Origin of the sequence: Luteibacter jiangsuensis (assembly GCF_030812295.1) — a bacterium.
In the GTDB taxonomy this organism is placed as follows: Bacteria; Pseudomonadota; Gammaproteobacteria; order Xanthomonadales; family Rhodanobacteraceae; genus Luteibacter; species Luteibacter jiangsuensis_A.
In genome coordinates this window covers 578,644-596,497 of the sequence record NZ_JAUSSK010000001.1, presented here as the reverse complement: position 1 = coordinate 596,497, position 17,854 = coordinate 578,644, and the positions used below count along the sequence as shown (strand labels likewise).

Here is a 17,854-nt window from a genome sequence, read left to right as displayed (position 1 = left end):
CTAGGCCAATTGCGCGGCGAGCTGGTCGTGCAACCGGCTCTGGTTGAAGCGGCTTTCGACGGTGGCGCGCGCGCTTCCGGCGATCGCCGGCAAGTCGTATTCGCCCCGCTGGATACGGGCGAGCTTGTCGGCCAGGGCATCCACGTCGCGCTCGGGTACCAGCCAGCCCGACTGGCCGTCCTCGATCAACTCGGGGATACCGCTGTGCACCGTGGACAGGCAGGGCACGCCGCTGGCCATGGCCTCCATCAGCGACACCGGAATGCCTTCCTGGTCGCCGTCCGCGGCGGTGACGCTTGGCAGGGCGAACACGTCCGCCCGGCGCAGTGCGGCCTGCACGTATGCCTTGTCGCGGCGGCCGCGAATGAAGACATGCTGCTCCAGGCCGTGCCGCGCCACGAAGCGTTCCAGTTCCTGTTGCAGCGGACCGTCGCCGACGATTTCCAGTTCGACCGGGACATCGCGCTTCGCGAGCCGTGCCACGGCCTCGCAGAGATAGGTCACGCCTTTCTTTTCGACCAGCCGCGCGACGCTCAACACGCGCAAGGGCCGTGACGGCGATGGCGCGTCGTTCGCGCGTGGCTGGAAACGGAAGCTGTCGAGGTCGACGCCCATCCGATGTACCTGGATCTTCTCCGGCGCGCAGCCCAGCGCCTCGAGTTTGCGTTGCCAGCGCGTGCTGATCGGCAGCATCCGCTCGCCGCTGGCGAACAGGCGCCGGTAATCGTCGGCGTGGCGCGCGAGCACGCTGTGCCGCGACAGGTCGTAGCCGTGGAACACCGTATAGATCGGCCCCTCGATCAGGCCCAGCGCGCGCAGGTTCGCCGCGAGCACGCCGGTGGGACCGAAGTGCGCGATGATCGCGTCCGCCTTCAGCGGTTCGCGCAGCCGTCGCACCGCGCCCGCCAGAACCAGCGACTTCGCCGCATGGCCGTACAGGCGAACCGACAAGGCCCGGCGCACCCGGGGGCTCGGCAAACCCGGAACCACCTGGCGAAGGCGTTGCAGCAGGATCTGCCAGCCGCGTGACGCGCTGGCGGAATGGTCGAAGATGAAGGTGGCGCGCTCCATCAATCCGCGGGTCGCCACGATATCGCCGGGTGCGGGCACGGGGCCGCGGCTGATGGCGAGGATGCGCACATCGAAGCCGCGGTCGAGCAGACCCACGATCTGGTCGATCACGAAGGTTTCCGAATACTTGGGAAACTCGGGAAGGACGAACAGGATCGTCATGATCACGGCCCTATCGCGAGCGTGGAGAGCAGGGACTCCCGGGCGAACGCCTTCTCGCGGGCCACCGCGGCCGCCACCCTCGGACGCAGGGTTTCATCGTCGAGCAGTTCCAGCACCTTGGCGCGCAGGCTGCCGTCGAGCAGGGACGGCACGGGCATCGCCAGGTCGTCCACGCCGAGGCGTTTCATGATGCCTTCGGACTTGTGCTCGTAGTTGAGCGCCATGGAAGGCGTGCCGAAGTTCATCGAGATGATCGCGCTGTGCAGGCGCGTGCCGATCGTCAGGACGCAGGCCCCCAGCCTCTGGCCGAGTTCCACGTCGTTGAGTTCGTCCATCTCGACGTGGCAGGCCTCGGGATGGCGCAGACGCGCACGTACCTTGAGTGCGATCATGCGGTCGTCCTTGGGATAGCCGTCGATCGCCGTGCAGGTGGAGAACGCCGCGATCCGGTAACCCGCTTCGATCACCGCGTCGAGCAGTTCGGCGAAGGCGGTCTCGTACTGGGCCTGGGTTACGCCCAGCCGCTTGTCGAACGGCGCCAGTTCGCGGAAGGTGACCGCGACCGTCGGGCGTGCGGCGTCGACCGCCACCGGTTCGCCCGGATGCACCAGCCAAGCGGTATCCGAGGCCCAGCGCACCTTGTCCTGTGGGATGTCGCTGTCCTGCATGTGCCGCGCGCTGACTTCCTCGCGCAAGGCCAGCGCATCCACCCGTGTCATCACGTCTTGCGAGACCTTGCGGAAGAACGCGTGCTGGAAGGGGCCGACGCTGTGCCCGATCAGGTAGGTGGGCCGCCCTGCGAGCAGGGCGCAGCTGATCTGATCGTACTGGGTGGCGCCATAGAGATCGACGAAGAACGAGCCGCCCACCTGGATCACCAGGTCGTACGCTTTCAGCGATTCGATGTACTCGCGATGACGCCGGGGAAGCGGAAGCCAGCGCGCCCACCAGCGGCGGTTGAGGTGCGCGTGCAACAGGCGTGGCACCAGCCTTCGCAGCAGCAGCGGGCGGACGGCGCCGAAGCGCCGCTTGCCCGCCTCCTGGTAGTAGCTGTTCAACGTGTCGGTCAGCAACGGCCGGCCGAGCAGGTACGCGGAACTGACCGGGAAGCGGCTGGTGACGTCGATCCGGCTTTCCGGCAACACGTCTTCCAGGCACTCCAGCAGGCCGCGCAGGATCGCGCAATCGCCACGATTGCCGCAGGTGTGGTTTCCGACGATCAGGATGCGCGCCATAGTCCTTGCTTCATGCAGTGCCCCTTGTTCATGGGACGGTTCAGGCCGGGTCGGCCTTGTACTTGTAATAGGCGTAGGTGGAGTAACCGGCGGCCCGGTGTTCCACGGCATTGAAGATCGCGCCCCTCAGGGCGACACCGTTCTGTTCGAAGCGTTGCTTCGCCAGGGCCAGCTCACGCGCCTTGTTGAGCCCGAAGCGGGCGACCATCAGGCTGGTACCGGCGTGGTGGCCGATCACCGCCGCATCGGTGACCGCCAGGATCGGCGGCGTATCGATGATGATCAGGTCATAGGCGGGTACGACCTCGGCGATGAACTGGGTGAAGTTCTCGTGCATCAGCAGTTCGGATGGGTTGGGCGGCACGCGCCCGCGGCTGATGAAATCGATGTTGGCCAGCGGCCCCTTCTTCTTCACCGCGGCGATTTCCGCGCCGCCGACGAGGATGTCCGACAGGCCTTGCCCGGTTTCCACGCCCAGGAGGTGATGCAGGGTGCCGCGGCGCATGTCGCCGTCGACCAGCAGGACGCGCTGCCCCGCTTGCGCGATGACCGCGCCCAGGTTCGCCGAGACGAAGGTCTTGCCGGCGAAGGGGCTGGAGCCGGTGATCATCAGGATGTTGTTCTTTGCCTCCAGCCGCGCGAAATGCAGGCTGGTGCGCAGGCTGCGGATCGCCTCGACGGCGAGATCGGCGGGGTCGCTGATGGCCAGCAAGGGACCGCGCCCGCCATGGCCATGACCGTGGCGTGTACGCGTCGAACGAGCGGTCTGGCCGGAACTGAGCGGAACCGAGGCGTACACCGGAAGGCCGAGGTCTTCGATGACCGCTGGATCTTCGATGCCGCGGTTGAGGATCTGCCGGAGGAAGACGAAGGCGAGTGCGAGGAATCCGCCCAGGAACGTGGCGATGATGACGACCAGGGCCTTGCGCGGCTGCACCGGTAGGGTCTTGTCCACCGCCGAGGTATCCACGATGCGCACGTTGCCCACGGTACCGGCACGCGCGATGTCGAGTTGCTGCGCCTGGTTGAGCAGGCTGGTGTAGGTGTTGCTGCTCACCTGCACGTCGCGGTTGAGCTTGAGCAACTGTTGCTGCGTGTCCGGCAGGCCGCCGACCTGCTTCTGCATCTGTTCCTTCTGCGCCTGGAGCTGGCCCATCTGTTGCTGCAAGGCCTTGTAAGCCGGATGGTCATGGGTGAAGCGGCGGTCGATGTCGGCTTCTTGCAGGTGCAACTGCTGAATGTTGTTTTCCACCGCGACGATCTGGTCGAGCAGGCCCTTGGTCTGCATGCTGAGGTCGACGGAGTGCGACTGGGTCTGGAAGGCGTTCATCGCCGCCTGTGCCCGGTCGAGCTCCTGACGCACCTTGGGCAGCTGGTCCTTGACGAACTGCAACTGGCTCGCGGCCTCGGCGGAATTGCGCTCCACGTTCTGGCGGACGTAGGCGGTGGTGATGCGGTCGAGCACCTTCTGCGCGAGATCGGGATCGGCGTTGTTGTAGGTAAGGCCGATGATGCCCGAGTCGGTGCCTTGCTCCAGGGCCACGATGTCCGTCTGCAAGCGGCTGATGGTGGTGAGGGTCGGCTGCGTGACAACGTCGAAGCGCGTTCCCGGGTTGGCCGTGAGCTGCCTGATCTGCATCGTGATGCCGTTGGCGCGGACCAGTTGTCCGACGACGCCCTCGATGAGGCGCTTGCCGTCGTCGTCGAGGAGGCTGAAGCGGTGGTTGTCGCCAGCACGCAGTTCCAACTTTTTGCCGACCATGGCGTCAGGCAGGTCGAGCTTGAAGATGTCCACCACTTCGCCGCCCCAGCCATAGCGGCTCAGGCCGAAACGCACTGGGCCGAGTTGGCCGGGTTTGTAGCCCCGCGACAGGTAATCGCCCAGCACGGGCATGCGCTGGGGTTGCGTCTGGATATCCAGGCGCAGGTCGTTCACCGCCTGCCCGATGACCAGTCGCGAGGTGATCAAGGCGATTTCGGTGGTGGCTTGCGACGCGGTGGTGCCCAGTGATTGGGTGAGATCGCTGAGGCCGGGAAGGCTGGGCGTCTTCTGCTCGACCTGGACGATCGCGGTCGCCTGGTAGATAGGCGTGGCGAGCAGTGAGTAGAGGACTCCCGCCACGAAAAACGTCCCGGTGATGGCGACGATCAACCATTTGTGATCAAGCAACGTGCCGAGCAACGCATTGAGATCGATGGTGTCGTCGTCGTGGGCCTGATCAATCTTCGTCGTCATGCGGCAGCGTTTTTCCTGAAAATGAATGGACGGCTAAACGTTTATAGCGCACCTAGTATGAATGGGCCGAAACGCGTGCCGAAGCCACTTTTGCCTTGTTTTCCGGTGTTTCGCGCAGCCGAAACCGTGCGTCTTTCGAGCACGCAAGCGCATCGCGCATCATGTGGATGCGCCACTCGGGTCATGAGGCGAGCGTCTATTCGATGGCGGGCGATGACGATGCCGCGCCGACGCCACTCGTGCCTTTGCACGATGTCCTTCGCCGGCACCGATTCCGCCCGCGCCCACTCGGGGACGGAGATCGATGGAAGGTTCGAGCATAGACGCGGTGGCCGATGCCTCAAAGTGAAAGGCGCCAGTTTTGCGACACGCGTCAAGTAACCAACGCGTGTATGGCACTAAAGGGGCGGAAAGGTAAGTTAATCGTTAGATTGGTCGGGCGATTCGTGCACAAATACCTAATGACTGGTTCATCTTTCAGTTATGTTTTGCTGCGTCGCACGATCGAGCCGAGACCGGGGTCGTGATGCCCGCGCCCCAAGGGCGAATCAGGCGACGTCCCCGGGCCGTGTCACAAAATAGCCATGAATCAGCGGATTCCCGGCGATAGCTGCCTGGCGACACATGGTGGGAACCGGCCAGCGGCCGTGGTCGTGGGTCGTGCCCATCGTGCGCCGCAACACCCGGTGGCGTGGTGGCCCCTCGTCTGCGCCTGGTTGCTGCGCGACGATCACCATCACCACCACCATGACCACGATCATCATCACGGGCATGCGCATGACGGGCATGCCCACCACGACCTGAACCTGCGTTCGGCGTACTTGCACGTGCTGGCGGATGCGGCCACGTCCGTCCTCGCCATCGTCGCCCTGATCGCCGGCATGATCTGGGGCGCGCGCTGGATGGACCCGGTGATGGGCCTGCTGGGCGCGGTCCTGGTCACCGTGTGGGCGTGGAGTCTCCTGCGCGATAGCGGCCGGGTCTTGCTCGACGCCGAGATGGACACGCCGGTCGTCGATGAAATCCGCCAGGTGATCGCGGAGGATCGCCATGAGGCCGTCATCGACGACATCCATGTATGGCGTGTCGGCAAGGGCAAGTTCGCCGTGGTTCTCGAAATCACCACGACCGCCGATGTCGACGGCGACTATTACCGGCACGCGCTGGCCATCCATGATGAACTGGTCCACGTGACCGTCGAAGTGCACCGCGTTGGACCCGGCTCCAGAGTTGAGGGTATCGCTTCAGGGGCATAAGCTGTCGGTATGCATGCCTTCTTCCATCGTTATCGCCGCCGGCGCGCCTTCTGGGTGTTCACCTGGCTGGCGTGGGCGATGGTGAGCGTCGCGCCGGCATGGTCGGCCGACGTGCACGCCGCGCCGGGACCGGGCGTGCATCGCATGCACGTGCAGCATGCGTCGACGCACACGGCGTCGTCGGCCGCGGGCGGTTGCAACGACCACGATGGCAACTGCTGTCATGGCCCCGGGCAGGCGTGTCATTGCACGCCTGCCTGCACCAGCGTGCTTCCTGCCAGCGCGCTCGCGCTCGGCGATACACCGGCCACAACCGTCACGATCTTCGCTGCCGGTGTTCGCGCCGCGCCCCAGGCCGGGTACGGGCCACCGCTGCGTCCACCCGCCGCCTGATCCTCCGCCGACGCTTTCACCCGCGCCGGGCATTCCATCGTTCCTTGCGATGACGAATGCGCCGATCGCGCCACGTGGCCGACGGCCGCGCATCGTATTCGTGGAGCATCTGTATGACATTCCCCGGTTCTTCCGAGCCCGTGCACGCCTCGCGACGGCGTTTCGTGGCGGGCCTTGCCGTTGGCGGCGTCGCCGCCGGCATGGGTTTGTTGCGTCCATCGCCCGTCTGGGCCTTGACCAACCCCGGTCATCCGACCGTGCTTGGCGGCACCGATTTTTCCCTCGACATCGCCGAGACGCCGGTGAACTTCACCGGCACGCCGCGCACCGCCGTCACCGTCAACGGCGGCATTCCGGGTCCGATCCTTCGCTGGAAGGAGGGAACCACGGTGACGTTGCGCGTGGCCAACCGGCTACGCACGCCGACATCGATCCACTGGCACGGCATCGTGCTGCCGTTCGACCAGGACGGCGTGCCGGGCATCAGCTTCGATGGCATCGGCCCGGGCGAAACCTTCGTCTACCGGTTCGACGTGCGCCAGGCCGGTACCTACTGGTATCACTCGCACAGCCGCTTCCAGGAGCAGACGGGCTTGTACGGTCCGCTGGTGATCGAGCCGGCCGGACCGGACCGTTACCGAAGTGACCGGGACTACGTGGTCATGCTCAGCGACTGGACCGACATGGATCCGGAGCGCATCTTCCTGCGCCTGAAACAACAGAGTGACTACTTCAACTATGCGCGGCCCACCGCCTCACGGTTCTTCCGCGACGTGCGTGAAAAGGGTTGGGGTCAGGCGCTGGAGATGCGCAAGATGTGGAACACCATGCGCATGAATCCGACCGACCTGAGCGACGTGTCCGGTGCGGCGTATACCTATCTCATGAACGGTGTACCGGCATCGGGCAACTGGACCGGCCAGTTCAAGCCGGGCGAAAAGATCCGCCTGCGCTTCATCAACGGCTCGTCGTCGACGATCTTCGATGTTCGCATTCCGGGCTTGAAGATGACCGTGATCTCCGCCGACGGGCAGGACGTGTTGCCGGTGCCGATCGACGAGTTCCGCATTTCCACCGCGGAGACGTACGACGTGTTGGTGGAACCCGGGGAAGACATCGCGTACACGATCTTCGCCCAGTCGATCGACCGCAGCGGTTACACGCGGGGCACGCTGTCGCCGCGGCCGGGGCTGGAGGCGGCGGTACCACCGCTCGACCCGCGCCAGTGGCTGGGTATGGGTGACATGATGGGTGCGATGGGTGGTTCCGCGAAGCCGATGAAGGACATGGATCACGACGGCATGTCGGGCATGAACCATGGCTCCATGGCTGGCATGGATCACGGCGCGATGGCCGGCATGGACCACGCCTCCATGGAAGGCATGGATCACATGAAGGAGAACGCGCCGAAAGTACGCCACGCGCGCACGGAGTACGGCCCGGGCGTGGACATGCACGTGGACATGCCACGCACCAACCTCGACGATCCGGGCATCGGCTTGCGCGACAACGGCCGCCGCGTGCTCACCTACGCTGACCTGCACACGGTCGGCGGCAATCCCGACCCGCGCGAGCCTGGCCGGGAGATCGAACTGCACCTCACCGGCAACATGGAACGCTTCATGTGGTCGTTCGATGGCGTGAAGTTCTCGGATGCCGCGCCGGTGCACTTCAACAAGGGCGAGCGCGTGCGGATCGTGCTTGTCAACGACACCATGATGAACCACCCGATACACCTGCATGGCATGTTCAGCGACCTGGAAACCCCCGAAGGCGAATTCCAGGTGCGCAAGCACACGATCAATGTGCAGCCCGCGCAACGGATCACCTATGCCGTGACGGCGGACAACCCCGGACGCTGGGCGTACCACTGCCATCTGCTCTATCACATGGAGGCGGGCATGTTCCGCGAGGTGGTGGTGTCATGAGGCCCCGTACGATTTTCTTCGCGGCCCTCGGTCTGGGCATGGCCACGGCCGCGGGGGCGCAGGAGATGAAGATGGGGCCGATGCAAGGTGGCGATGCGCCCGCCGATGCGCGCAGCCCCGACTATTCCGATGGCGTCGGCCATGGTGCGATGAAGGGCATGGACATGAACGACAACGGTCCGTACCGCATGATCCTGATCGACCAGCTCGAGGCGTTTCATGGCAGGGATGCCAATGGGCAGGCGTGGGAGGCGGAAGGCTGGTACGGCAATGACGACGACAAGCTGTGGTTCCGCACGGAAGGCGACCGCGGTGGCGGCAAACTGGAAGAAGCGGACGTCGAGGCGCTCTGGAACCATGCGATAGCGCCGTACTGGAGCACCCAGCTCGGCGGCCGCCAGGATTTCGGCCCGGGACCGAACCGCACCTGGGCGGCGTTCGGCGTGCAGGGTCTGGCGCCGTACTGGTTCGAGGTGGAAGCGACCGCGTATGCGAGCGCCCACGGACGCACCGCGGCGCGTGTACGAACGGAATACGATCTCTTCCTGACCCAGCGGCTCATCCTGCAGCCGGAACTGGAACTCAATGCCTATGGCAAGAACGACCCGCTGGCCCGCGTCGGCAGGGGCGTCTCGGATGCCTCGTTCAGCCTGCGCCTGCGTTACGAGTTCCGTCGTGAATTCGCGCCCTATATCGGCATCCGTTTCGTCGATCGCTTCGGTCGTACCGCCGACTATGTTCGCGCGGATCGTCAACCCGTCTTCGACCGCCAGGTCGTCGCCGGCCTCCGGCTATGGTTCTAGGACATCCTCGTGAAGCCAATCACTCTCGTTCTTTCCACCGTGCTGGGCGTGGCGGTCGTGGCGGCTTGCGGCACCGTAGCCTTCATCTATTCGGGGGCCTACGACATAGGTGCCGACGCACCGCATTCCCGGCCGGTCTACGCCGCACTGGAGACCTTGCGACAGCGTTCGATCCGGGCGCGGGCCTCGGATATCACGGTGCCCGACTTGTCCGATCCGCAGTTGGTCCTCAAGGGTGCCGGCCAGTACGCGGCCATGTGCACCGCATGCCACCTGACACCAGGCCAGAAGGATTCGGAAATCCGCCCGGGTCTCTACCCGCAACCACCGAACCTGACGCAGGCCAGGATCGATCCGGCGCAGGCGTTCTGGACGATCAAGCACGGCATCAAGATGAGCGCCATGCCGGCATGGGGTGGCAGCCACGACGACATGACGATCTGGAGCATGGTCGCCTTCCTGCAGAAGCTGCCCGGCCTGTCGCCGGAGGCGTACAAGGCCATGGTGGCCGCGGCGCCGCCCGATGACGATATGGACATGGATCACGCCAAATAGCGCATTCCCACAAGCAACGGCGCCCGAAAAGCGGTTGGATGGGGAGCGCCCATCCGGGGCGCCCTGACGGGAGAATGGACATGGGTCATCGCAACCGTGTGCGCCTCGCGCGCTGTGCCATGTTTGGAACGTCGTTAGCCGTGCTTTCGGTATCCGCCTGGGGAGAGGACCGGGTCAGTCCGGTCATCAAGATCAATGAAGAGGCCGCGAAGGCTCCGATCGAAACGGTTTCCGTGCGTGATGGCATCAGCGTGCTTATGGGATCGGGGGGGAACATCGGTGTCGTGACGGGGCGCGACGGCAAGTTCATGATCGACGCCGGTATCGCCGTGTCGCGTCCGCGGGTGGAGGCGGCACTGAATGCCCTGGGGTCGCAGCCGGTCCGCTACCTGGTGAACACGCACTACCACTGGGATCACACGGATGGGAATACCTGGCTCGCGGGCAAGGGCGTGCAAGTGGCCGCCACGTCGGGAACGATCAAGCGGGTATCGCAGACCACGCGCGTGGACGACTGGGATTTCACTTTCAAGCCGCTGCCGAAAGCCGCCGTGCCGGGTACGGTGGTGGCGTCGAGCAAGCACTGGACCGTCGATGGCCAGACCATCACCGCGATCAAGGTCGTTCCGTCGCATACCGACACCGACCTCTACGTGACGATCCAGCCGGCCGACGTCGTCTTCCTGGGCGACTTGTTCTGGAACGGTGTCTATCCCTTCATCGATAACGAGAACGGCGGAGGCATCGACGGGATGGTGCGCGTCCTCGACCGCATCCTTCCGACGATCGGCGACAAGACCGTCGTCGTACCCGGCCACGGCCCGGTCGGCAACAAGGCCGACGTAAAGGATTTTCGCGACATGCTTGCCGGTATCCGCGACAAGGTGGCGGCATTGAAGAAGGACGGGAAGTCACGTGACGAAGTCGTCGCGGCCAAGCCGACGGCGGCCTGGGATGCGAAGTACGGACACTTCGTCATCGACCCCGATTTTTTCACCCGCATCGCCTACGACGGGATGCGCTGATCCGTCACAGATCCAATTCGAGGTCCGTCAACGGCGTGGCGCAACAGATCAGTACCGCGCCGTCGGCGGGGGGCTGGAGGGGATCCGGGGAGTAGCGGGTCCGCCCGCCGATCAGGCCGCTTTCGCAGCTGTGGCAAACACCGGAACGGCACGACCAGCGCACGGGCACGTCGCTTGCCTCGGCGAGTTCCAGCAAGCTCTGGAAGCGGTCGTCCCAGCGCACCGACAGGCCACTGCGTACGAACGATACCGATGGGCCGGTGCCGGCGTGGCCGGCCGGTGGGTGTGGCGGAACGACGGTCGTGCTCACCACGCCGGGAGTCATCGATTCGTTCGACCCGAAGAGTTCGGAGCGTATCGAGCCGGCTGGGTATCCCAGCGCATGCAGGCCATCGCGTGCCTCCTGCATGAAGGATGGCGGGCCGCAAAGCAGGAAGCGGGCATCGTCTGGGATACCGAGCGATGCGAGGTCCGCGACACGCAGGCGGCCGGTCACGTCGAAGTCCATGCCAAGGCGATCCCCCGGACGCGGATGGCTGAAGGCCACCAGCGATGTCACGTCATCGAGTTGCCCGAGCAGTTCGCGTGTTTCCTGCGCGAACAGATGTTCGCCGCCATCGCGTGTTCCATATACCCAGTAGATTTTTCGCGGGCAGCGGCTGCGCTGGCTGACGATGTCGTGGAGCATCGCGAGCAGCGGCGTCACGCCGATGCCGACACCCCACAGGACCAGCGGGCGTTCGTCGTCGGGCAGGACGAACGTACCGCGCGGCGCGCTGATCGACACGATGGAGCCCGCGCCGACGTGATCATGCAGGTAAGCGCTCCCCATGCCCTCGGCACGCTTCACGCTGATGCGGTAGCTGCCCGGATGCGAGGCATCGGAGATGGAGTAGCTGCGGAGCAAGGTCATGCCATCGTCGTGACGATCGATCTTCAGCACCAGGAACTGCCCGGCACGCGGGACGGGCAGGGGAGCGCCGTCCATCGGACCGAATACGAAAGATCGTACGTGAGGGCTTTCCTCGTGCACGGAAATGACGCGCATGTCGCGGAATCCTTCCCAGGCCGGTGGCGCCTCGGGCGCGCCGGCAAGCCCGGCATTTCCGTTGCGCTCGGGTCCGGCCTTCAACAAGGCCTCGAACGACCCGCGCCAACCTTCGCTCAGGCCACGCATGCCCACGGCATGGCGAAGTTTTTCCTCGGAGCGTTCCGGCAGGTAGAGCAGGGCATCCACCTCGGCCACGCTCATGCCATCGCCACGCGTCTCCAGGATGATGGCATCGCCTTCGTTTATCAGGCCTTCCTCGATCACCCTGCAATAGAACCCGGGACGCCGATGCGCCACGAGCAGCGAAGGCATTCGTGGTTCGGAGAGGCGGATTCCCACGCGGTAGCAAGTGACCCTTGGCTGGGTCACCTCGAGCAACGCGCCGCCGATGCGGTACCTGTCACCGATCCAGACCTCGTCGTCGGCGAGTCCGTCGACGGTGAGGTTCTCGCCGAACTGACCGTGGTCACTCAGCTTGCGCCCGAGAAACGTCTCCCAGTATCGGTACGACTGAATCTGGTAGACCATGACCGCGCGGTGTTCGCCGCCGTGGCCCGCGAGATCTCCCTGGCCATCGCCATCCAGGTTCAGGCGTCTCGCCATCACCGGCCCCTTGACCGGCTGTTTGAAGACGGCCGTTCGCACGGTCCGTCCTTGCCACTCGATGTCCTGTGGCAATCCCACGTTGACGGAAACCACCACGGGCATGGGCTGTCTCCTGGATGCACCGGTCGCCGAAGCATAGTCCTGTTCGGTCGAATAGGAACAAGTCAGGTTGGAACTGAGTTCGCGTCCGGTTTAGCTCCCGCGTACACTTCCTGGATTCATCCCCGGAATTCGCCCTCGCCATGGCTTCCCGTTTCTTCAAGGCGGCGCTCGTCCTTGGCCTCTTGTCGGCCATCGGGCCGTTCGCGATCGACATGTACCTTCCGGCGCTGCCGTCGATCGGCAAGAGCCTGCATGCCGACATCGGCACCGTGCAGCTCAGCCTGATGGTCTTCTTCATGTCCATGGGCGTGGGCCAGCTCGTCTACGGACCGTTGTCGGACATGTTCGGCCGCAAGCGGCCGATCTATGTGGGCTTGTGCATCTTCGCGCTCGGCAGCATCGGTTGCGCGCTGGCTCCGGACATCCACACGCTGATCGTGTGCCGCTTCATCCAGGGCCTGGGCGCCTGTGCCGGCATGGTCATTCCCCGGGCGATCGTGCGCGACATGCATACCGGCAACGACGCCGCGCGGTTGATGTCGTTGCTGATGCTCATCTTCAGCGTCTCGCCGATCCTGGCGCCTCTGACCGGCAGCCTGGTGATCGAGTTGGCCAGCTGGCGTGGCGTGTTCTGGGTCGTCACCGGCGCGGCCGTCCTCGGCCTGGTCATGGTCGCCACGGTGCTCAAGGAGACGCGGCCGGCCCACTTGCGCCTGAACAGCACGGTCGGATCCGCGCTCGCGGGATATGCCACGCTCCTGCGTGACCGCCATTTCCTCGGCGTCGTCTTCATCGGCTCGTTCGGCGTGTCGAGTTTCTTCGCGTATCTCGCCAACTCGTCCTTCGTGTTGATCAACCACTATGGCCTGACACCGACCCAGTACAGCCTGGCGTTCTCGGTGAACGCCGTGTCGTTCATCGGTGCCTCGCAGTTCACCGGCCGCCTGGGCAGTCGCTACGGGCTGAAGCGGGTGGTGAAGACCGCCGTGGTCGGTTACGCCGCGACGATGGTCCTGCTGGCCGCCATCACCGCGGTGGGGGTGGACGACCTTGCCGTGCTGATGGCGATGCTGGTGGTCGGCTACGGCTTCCTCGGCCTGGTCATTCCCAGCTCGGCGGTCATCGCGCTGGAAGAACATGGCGCCATCGCAGGCACGGCCTCGGCACTGATGGGAACCCTGCAGTTCGGCACCGGTGCGTTGGTGATCGCCCTGCTGGGACGCTTCATCGACGGTACGTCGCTGCCCATGGTCGCCGGCATCGCCGCCTGCGCCGTGATCTCGTTCACGTTCGCGCGAGTGACCTTGCGTCATAGGCCGGTCGCGGCGGCGACAGCCGAGGGCTAGGCTTTCGTGCCTCGTTTGACGGCGGCTGGTCGCTTGGCGGCCGGCGCGGGGGCACACGTGCCGCCACTGCCCACGCAGCAATTCTCGGTCAGGTAATCGACCAGTTCGTCGATCGCGGATATCACCGGCGCGTAATAGATGAAACGGCCGCTTTGGCGGCTGGTGACGAGCCCGGCGTGCAGCAGTTCCTTCAGGTGAAACGACAGCGTGGCATTGGGCAGGCCCAGCCGTTCGCCGATCATGCCCACCGGCAGGCCTTCCGGACCCTGTTCCACGAGCAAGCGGAAAATCGCCAATCGCGATTCCTGGGCAAGTGCGGAAAGGACCTTGATGGTGTCGGCGGTTTTCATGGAAGGCGAGTGTAACAAAGCGGTGCCGTCCGTCACGGCAAGGACAGCCGTAGCGCGAGCGCGGCCAGCGTGACCAGCAGGATCGGCAGCGTCAGCACGAGGCCTACCTTGCAGTAATAACCCCAGGTGATCGTCATCCCCTTGCGGGCCAGCACGTGCAGCCAGAGCAGGGTGGCCAGCGAGCCGATCGGCGTGATCTTGGGTCCGAGGTCGCTGCCGATGACGTTCGCATAGATCATGGCCTCCTTGACCGCTCCGGTCGCCGTGGTGCCGTCGATGGACAAGGCACCCACGAGCACCGTGGGCATGTTGTTCATGATCGAGGACAGGATCGCGCTCAGGAAGCCGGTACCGAGCGCCGCACCCCAGACGCCGTGTTCGGCGAATCGGTCGAGCAGGGCAGAGAGGTACTGGGTGAGGCCGGCGTTGCGCAATCCGTATACGACCAGGTACATCCCCAGCGAGAACAGGACGATCTGCCAGGGCGCCCCATGCAGCACCTTCCGCGTATCGATGTGATGACCGCGGGCGGCCACGACGAACAGGACGAATGCGCCGGCTGCGGCCACCGCACTCACCGGAACGCCAAGCGGCTCCAGGCCGAAGAACCCGACCAACAGCAAGGCCAGCACGCCCCAGCCGACCTTGAAGGTCGCACGGTCGCGGATCGCTTCCTGTGGCGCCTTGAGCAAGGCGATGTCGTAGGTGCGCGGTATGTCGCGGCCGAAATACAGAAGCAGCGCTCCCAGCGTGGCCGCCACGGCGACCACGGTCACGGGGACCATGATCGCGGCATAGGTGTTGAAGCCGATCCTGAAGAAGTCGGCCGAGACGATGTTGACCAGGTTCGAGACCACCAGCGGAAGGCTCGCCATGTCCGCGATGAAACCGGCCGCCATGACGAAGGCGAGCGTCGCTGCCGGACCGAAGCCCAGCGCCACGAGCATCGCCATCACGATAGGCGTGAGGATGAGGGCGGCGCCGTCATTGGCGAACAGCGCCGACACGGCCGCACCGAGAAGGACGATGAGCGCGAAGAGGTAACGGCCTCGGCCGCCTCCCCATCGGGCGACATGCAGGGCCGCCCATTCGAAGAAGCCGGCTTCGTCCAGCAGCAGGCTGATGATGATGACGGCGATGAACGTCGCGGTGGCGTTCCAGACGATATGCCAGACCACCGGGATGTCAGCGAGGTGCACCACGCCCAGGCACAGCGCGACGGTCGCCCCGGCGAGCGCGCTCCAGCCGATGCCGAGGCCACGGGGCTGCCATATGACGAAGACGAGGGTGGTGGCGAAAAGGATGAGCGCGAGGGTCATGCGGGTCTTTACTTTGTTTCTACGTTTCTAGAATGATAGAATTGTTATGGTTACGCAACCCTACGGAGCTATCGTGTCCCCTGTCGATCTTCCCCACCTGACCGGCGACCTGCCGCACCCCGAGTGGGAGCGACTGACCGTCGAAGGCGATGGCGGTCATCCGCCGCGGATACTGCTTCTCTACGGATCGTTGCGGCCGCAGTCCTTCAGCCGGAAGCTCGCCCTCGAAGCGGAGCGCATCCTTCGCCACCTTGGCGCCGAGACCCGCGTCTTCGATCCGGCGGAACTTCCCATCCTCGACAGCGTGCCGGCCACGCATCCGAAAGTGCAGGAATTGCGCACCTTGTCGCTGTGGTCGGAAGGGCAGGTATGGGTCAGTCCCGAACGGCACGGCACGATGACCGGCGTATTCAAGAACCAGATCGACTGGCTGCCGCTGGAAGACGGCAGCGTGCGTCCTACGCAGGGCCGTACCCTGGCGGTCATGCAGGTCTGCGGAGGATCGCAGTCGTTCAACGTCGTCAACGCGCTGCGCGTGCTCGGCCGCTGGATGCGGATGGTCACCATCCCGAACCAGTCCTCGGTCGCCAAGGCCTGGACGGAATTCGACGATGCGGGAAGGATGAAACCGTCGCCGTTCTACGACCGCGTGGTCGACGTGATGGAGGAGCTGATGAAATTCACGCTCCTGGTCCGTGGCCGCAGCGAGTATCTTGTCGACCGCTACAGCGAACGCAAGGGCGCCGCCGCCGCGGCGCAAGCCATCGTCTCGAGGATCTGATCATGCACGCCACCATCTATCACAATCCCGCCTGTGGCACGTCGCGTAACACGTTGGCCATCTTGCGCCACGCGGGTTTTGAACCCACCGTCATCGAGTACCTGAAGAATCCGCCGGACAGGGACACGCTGTTGCGCCTGTTCGCCGATGCCGGGCTTACGGCGCGACAGGCGGCAAGGCAGAAGGGCACCCCGTTCGAGGAACTCGGCCTGGGCGATCCCGCCGTGAGCGACGAAGCCATCGTCGACGCCATGCTCGTCCACCCGATCCTGATCAACCGGCCCTTCGTGGTGACGGAGCGTGGCACGCGCTTGTGCCGTCCGTCGGAAGTGGTGCTGGAGATCATTCCGCCGCTGGCGACGCCGTTCACGAAGGAGGATGGCGAGATCATCGGCGTGTAGCTGCACCAGTTACATGTGAAGCGGACCGGCGGAGCTCGTCCAGCACTTTGTCGAGGTCGCAGCGCGAGGGAGAAACGCGACACGCGAACGGAACGAGGGACCGCTGCGCTGGCGGCTTGTCCTTCGTCAGTGGCATCAGGTAGCGCAACTGGTCCGGTGTCTGTGCCTGGTACACCACACGGACGGTGCGATGCCCGTCGCCGCGCGAACGCCACACGGTGATGCCTAGCGCGCCGCCCACCGGCGGATCGTCCTTTCCATAGCCCGGCATCTCGAAGTGCATGCCTAGCACGCTTGCCAGTGCGACGATGTTGTTGTCACTACCTACGAACACGTTCAGCCGCGGCGCGTGCGGGTCATCGAGAATGGCGACGATGCGGCCAGCCAGGACGGCCGCGACACGGTCGGCCACGTACGAGGGCCGGGCATGCACGTCGAACAGCAGCGAGTGCAGCTGCGACAGGAAGCGAAAGGTCGCCGCGTCGACGCGCCCCCAGCCGACCTCGGCCATCGATTTCCCTTCGAGGTAAGCCATGATGATGACTTCCGACGTACCGGAGGTGTCGGCGATGGGGCCGCCCAGCGCGATGCCTTTGCCATCGGTGCCAAGTGCGAGCGTTCCGTGCCATCTCGCCGGAGCGCAGGCAGGTTGCCCGTCGCCCGCGACGCAACCCATGACGCGGCCGAAGGCGGACATCGCATCGCGATGCCGGGCGGTGAGGGCATCGGGCCCTTTCGTCTCGTGCTGTATCGCGGCAAGGGCCGCATGACCGTCCCAATCAACCGCGTTCGAAGCCACGGGATTGAACACCGGATCATTGGCGCCTTCGGGCAGATGCCCGACCGGCACGCCGCAACCCGGCGCGAACGCGTCCGCGAGTGCCTGTGCGCTGGCGATGGTCCGCTGGTCGGTATTTGCCCAGATGCCGACGCTACCGGCCACGGGACAACCCTGCGGCGGAAACAGGCCGGCGCCGGACAACCATTGGCGGTCGAAGCGTCCCATCGCCATGACGCCGTCCCGCCCATGTGGCGTAAGTACCGAAGGCGGTACGGGCCACGCCGGCCATGCCCGTCCATGTATTTCGTCGACCTGGATCTCGCCGGGGAGTGGCGAGCGGACGCCATGCCGGTAGACCAGGATGACCTGCTCCAACTCCAGGTCATCGGCGGCGAAAGCCGGCGGCGACACGGCGACGAATGCCAGCACCGCCATGAGATGGCGCATCCAACG

Annotated in this window: 15 protein-coding genes and 1 pseudogene; 9 read left to right on the top strand and 7 right to left on the bottom strand. The window is 65.0% G+C overall.

Going from position 1 to position 17,854, the window contains the following annotated elements; all coding sequences use genetic code 11:
* The 3 genes from J2T07_RS02560 to J2T07_RS02550 are packed head-to-tail and all read right to left on the bottom strand — an operon-like array spanning position 1 to position 4,704.
* Positions 1–1,233, bottom strand: coding sequence for a glycosyltransferase (locus J2T07_RS02560; protein ID WP_306847000.1), 1,233 nt, complete (start codon positions 1,231–1,233; stop codon positions 1–3).
* Between the two features lie 2 nt (positions 1,234–1,235).
* Complete coding sequence (wcaK, locus tag J2T07_RS02555) at positions 1,236–2,468, bottom strand: colanic acid biosynthesis pyruvyl transferase WcaK (RefSeq protein ID WP_306846999.1); 1,233 nt, start codon at positions 2,466–2,468, stop codon at positions 1,236–1,238.
* A 40-nt stretch (positions 2,469–2,508) separates the two neighbouring features.
* Positions 2,509–4,704, bottom strand: coding sequence for a polysaccharide biosynthesis tyrosine autokinase (locus J2T07_RS02550; RefSeq protein WP_306846998.1), 2,196 nt, complete (start codon positions 4,702–4,704; stop codon positions 2,509–2,511).
* A 701-nt stretch (positions 4,705–5,405) separates the two neighbouring features.
* On the opposite strand from J2T07_RS02550, the pseudogene J2T07_RS02545 reads away from it, so the two are divergent.
* From J2T07_RS02545 to J2T07_RS02520, 6 genes and pseudogenes are all read left to right on the top strand, one after another.
* Positions 5,406–5,960: pseudogene (locus J2T07_RS02545) on the top strand (cation diffusion facilitator family transporter); the annotation flags it as partial.
* A gap of 9 nt (positions 5,961–5,969) precedes the next feature.
* On the top strand, positions 5,970–6,353 hold the full coding sequence (locus J2T07_RS02540; RefSeq protein ID WP_306846997.1) for a hypothetical protein: 384 nt from the start codon (positions 5,970–5,972) through the stop codon (positions 6,351–6,353).
* 113 nt (positions 6,354–6,466) lie between these two features.
* Positions 6,467–8,281 (top strand): copper resistance system multicopper oxidase, encoded by a 1,815-nt coding sequence (locus J2T07_RS02535; RefSeq protein WP_306846996.1) that lies wholly within the window; start codon positions 6,467–6,469, stop codon positions 8,279–8,281.
* A complete protein-coding gene (locus J2T07_RS02530; RefSeq protein WP_306846995.1) occupies positions 8,278–9,084 on the top strand; it encodes a copper resistance protein B in 807 nt (268 codons plus the stop codon). Before J2T07_RS02535 ends, J2T07_RS02530 begins: the two co-directional genes overlap by 4 nt.
* Before the next feature lie 9 nt (positions 9,085–9,093).
* Entirely contained in the window at positions 9,094–9,639 is a 546-nt protein-coding gene (locus J2T07_RS02525) for a c-type cytochrome (RefSeq protein WP_306846994.1), read from the top strand.
* A gap of 140 nt (positions 9,640–9,779) precedes the next feature.
* Positions 9,780–10,664 (top strand): MBL fold metallo-hydrolase, encoded by an 885-nt coding sequence (locus J2T07_RS02520; protein ID WP_306846993.1) that lies wholly within the window; start codon positions 9,780–9,782, stop codon positions 10,662–10,664.
* A 4-nt stretch (positions 10,665–10,668) separates the two neighbouring features.
* On the opposite strand, the gene J2T07_RS02515 is transcribed toward J2T07_RS02520, so the two are convergent.
* The gene (locus tag J2T07_RS02515; protein ID WP_306846992.1) at positions 10,669–12,423 is read right to left on the bottom strand and encodes an MOSC and FAD-binding oxidoreductase domain-containing protein; all 1,755 of its coding nucleotides are present in this window, start codon (positions 12,421–12,423) and stop codon (positions 10,669–10,671) included.
* 140 nt (positions 12,424–12,563) lie between these two features.
* On the opposite strand from J2T07_RS02515, the gene J2T07_RS02510 reads away from it, so the two are divergent.
* A complete protein-coding gene (locus J2T07_RS02510; RefSeq protein WP_306846991.1) occupies positions 12,564–13,769 on the top strand; it encodes a multidrug effflux MFS transporter in 1,206 nt (401 codons plus the stop codon).
* On the opposite strand, the gene J2T07_RS02505 is transcribed toward J2T07_RS02510, so the two are convergent.
* A complete protein-coding gene (locus J2T07_RS02505) occupies positions 13,766–14,119 on the bottom strand; it encodes an ArsR/SmtB family transcription factor (RefSeq protein ID WP_306846990.1) in 354 nt (117 codons plus the stop codon). The genes J2T07_RS02510 and J2T07_RS02505 overlap by 4 nt on opposite strands.
* A gap of 32 nt (positions 14,120–14,151) precedes the next feature.
* Complete coding sequence (locus J2T07_RS02500) at positions 14,152–15,438, bottom strand: arsenic transporter (RefSeq protein ID WP_306846989.1); 1,287 nt, start codon at positions 15,436–15,438, stop codon at positions 14,152–14,154.
* 73 nt (positions 15,439–15,511) lie between these two features.
* Between J2T07_RS02500 and arsH the strand changes: the two genes are divergently transcribed.
* Together arsH and arsC are read left to right on the top strand one after the other, a co-directional pair.
* Positions 15,512–16,219, top strand: a complete 708-nt coding sequence (arsH, locus tag J2T07_RS02495; RefSeq protein ID WP_430539300.1) for an arsenical resistance protein ArsH — start codon at positions 15,512–15,514, stop codon at positions 16,217–16,219.
* 2 nt (positions 16,220–16,221) lie between these two features.
* Entirely contained in the window at positions 16,222–16,620 is a 399-nt protein-coding gene (gene arsC / locus J2T07_RS02490; protein WP_306846988.1) for an arsenate reductase (glutaredoxin), read from the top strand.
* Here the strand turns inward: arsC and J2T07_RS02485 are convergent.
* Positions 16,607–17,848 (bottom strand): histidine-type phosphatase, encoded by a 1,242-nt coding sequence (locus tag J2T07_RS02485; RefSeq protein WP_306846987.1) that lies wholly within the window; start codon positions 17,846–17,848, stop codon positions 16,607–16,609. The genes arsC and J2T07_RS02485 overlap by 14 nt on opposite strands.
* Positions 17,849–17,854: the final 6 nt, after the last annotated feature.

Excerpts from the sequence above, each read along its gene's own strand:
- J2T07_RS02560 (WP_306847000.1), bottom strand. The coding sequence starts at position 1,233 with ATGACGATCCTGTTCGTCCTTCCCGAGTTTCCCAAGTATTCGGAAACC.
- wcaK (WP_306846999.1), bottom strand. The coding sequence starts at position 2,468 with ATGGCGCGCATCCTGATCGTCGGAAACCACACCTGCGGCAATCGTGGC.
- J2T07_RS02550 (WP_306846998.1), bottom strand. The coding sequence starts at position 4,704 with ATGACGACGAAGATTGATCAGGCCCACGACGACGACACCATCGATCTC.
- J2T07_RS02540 (WP_306846997.1), top strand. The coding sequence starts at position 5,970 with ATGCATGCCTTCTTCCATCGTTATCGCCGCCGGCGCGCCTTCTGGGTG.
- J2T07_RS02535 (WP_306846996.1), top strand. The coding sequence starts at position 6,467 with ATGACATTCCCCGGTTCTTCCGAGCCCGTGCACGCCTCGCGACGGCGT.
- J2T07_RS02530 (WP_306846995.1), top strand. The coding sequence starts at position 8,278 with ATGAGGCCCCGTACGATTTTCTTCGCGGCCCTCGGTCTGGGCATGGCC.
- J2T07_RS02515 (WP_306846992.1), bottom strand. The coding sequence starts at position 12,423 with ATGCCCGTGGTGGTTTCCGTCAACGTGGGATTGCCACAGGACATCGAG.
- J2T07_RS02510 (WP_306846991.1), top strand. The coding sequence starts at position 12,564 with ATGGCTTCCCGTTTCTTCAAGGCGGCGCTCGTCCTTGGCCTCTTGTCG.
- J2T07_RS02505 (WP_306846990.1), bottom strand. The coding sequence starts at position 14,119 with ATGAAAACCGCCGACACCATCAAGGTCCTTTCCGCACTTGCCCAGGAA.
- J2T07_RS02500 (WP_306846989.1), bottom strand. The coding sequence starts at position 15,438 with ATGACCCTCGCGCTCATCCTTTTCGCCACCACCCTCGTCTTCGTCATA.
- arsC (WP_306846988.1), top strand. The coding sequence starts at position 16,222 with ATGCACGCCACCATCTATCACAATCCCGCCTGTGGCACGTCGCGTAAC.
- J2T07_RS02485 (WP_306846987.1), bottom strand. The coding sequence starts at position 17,848 with ATGCGCCATCTCATGGCGGTGCTGGCATTCGTCGCCGTGTCGCCGCCG.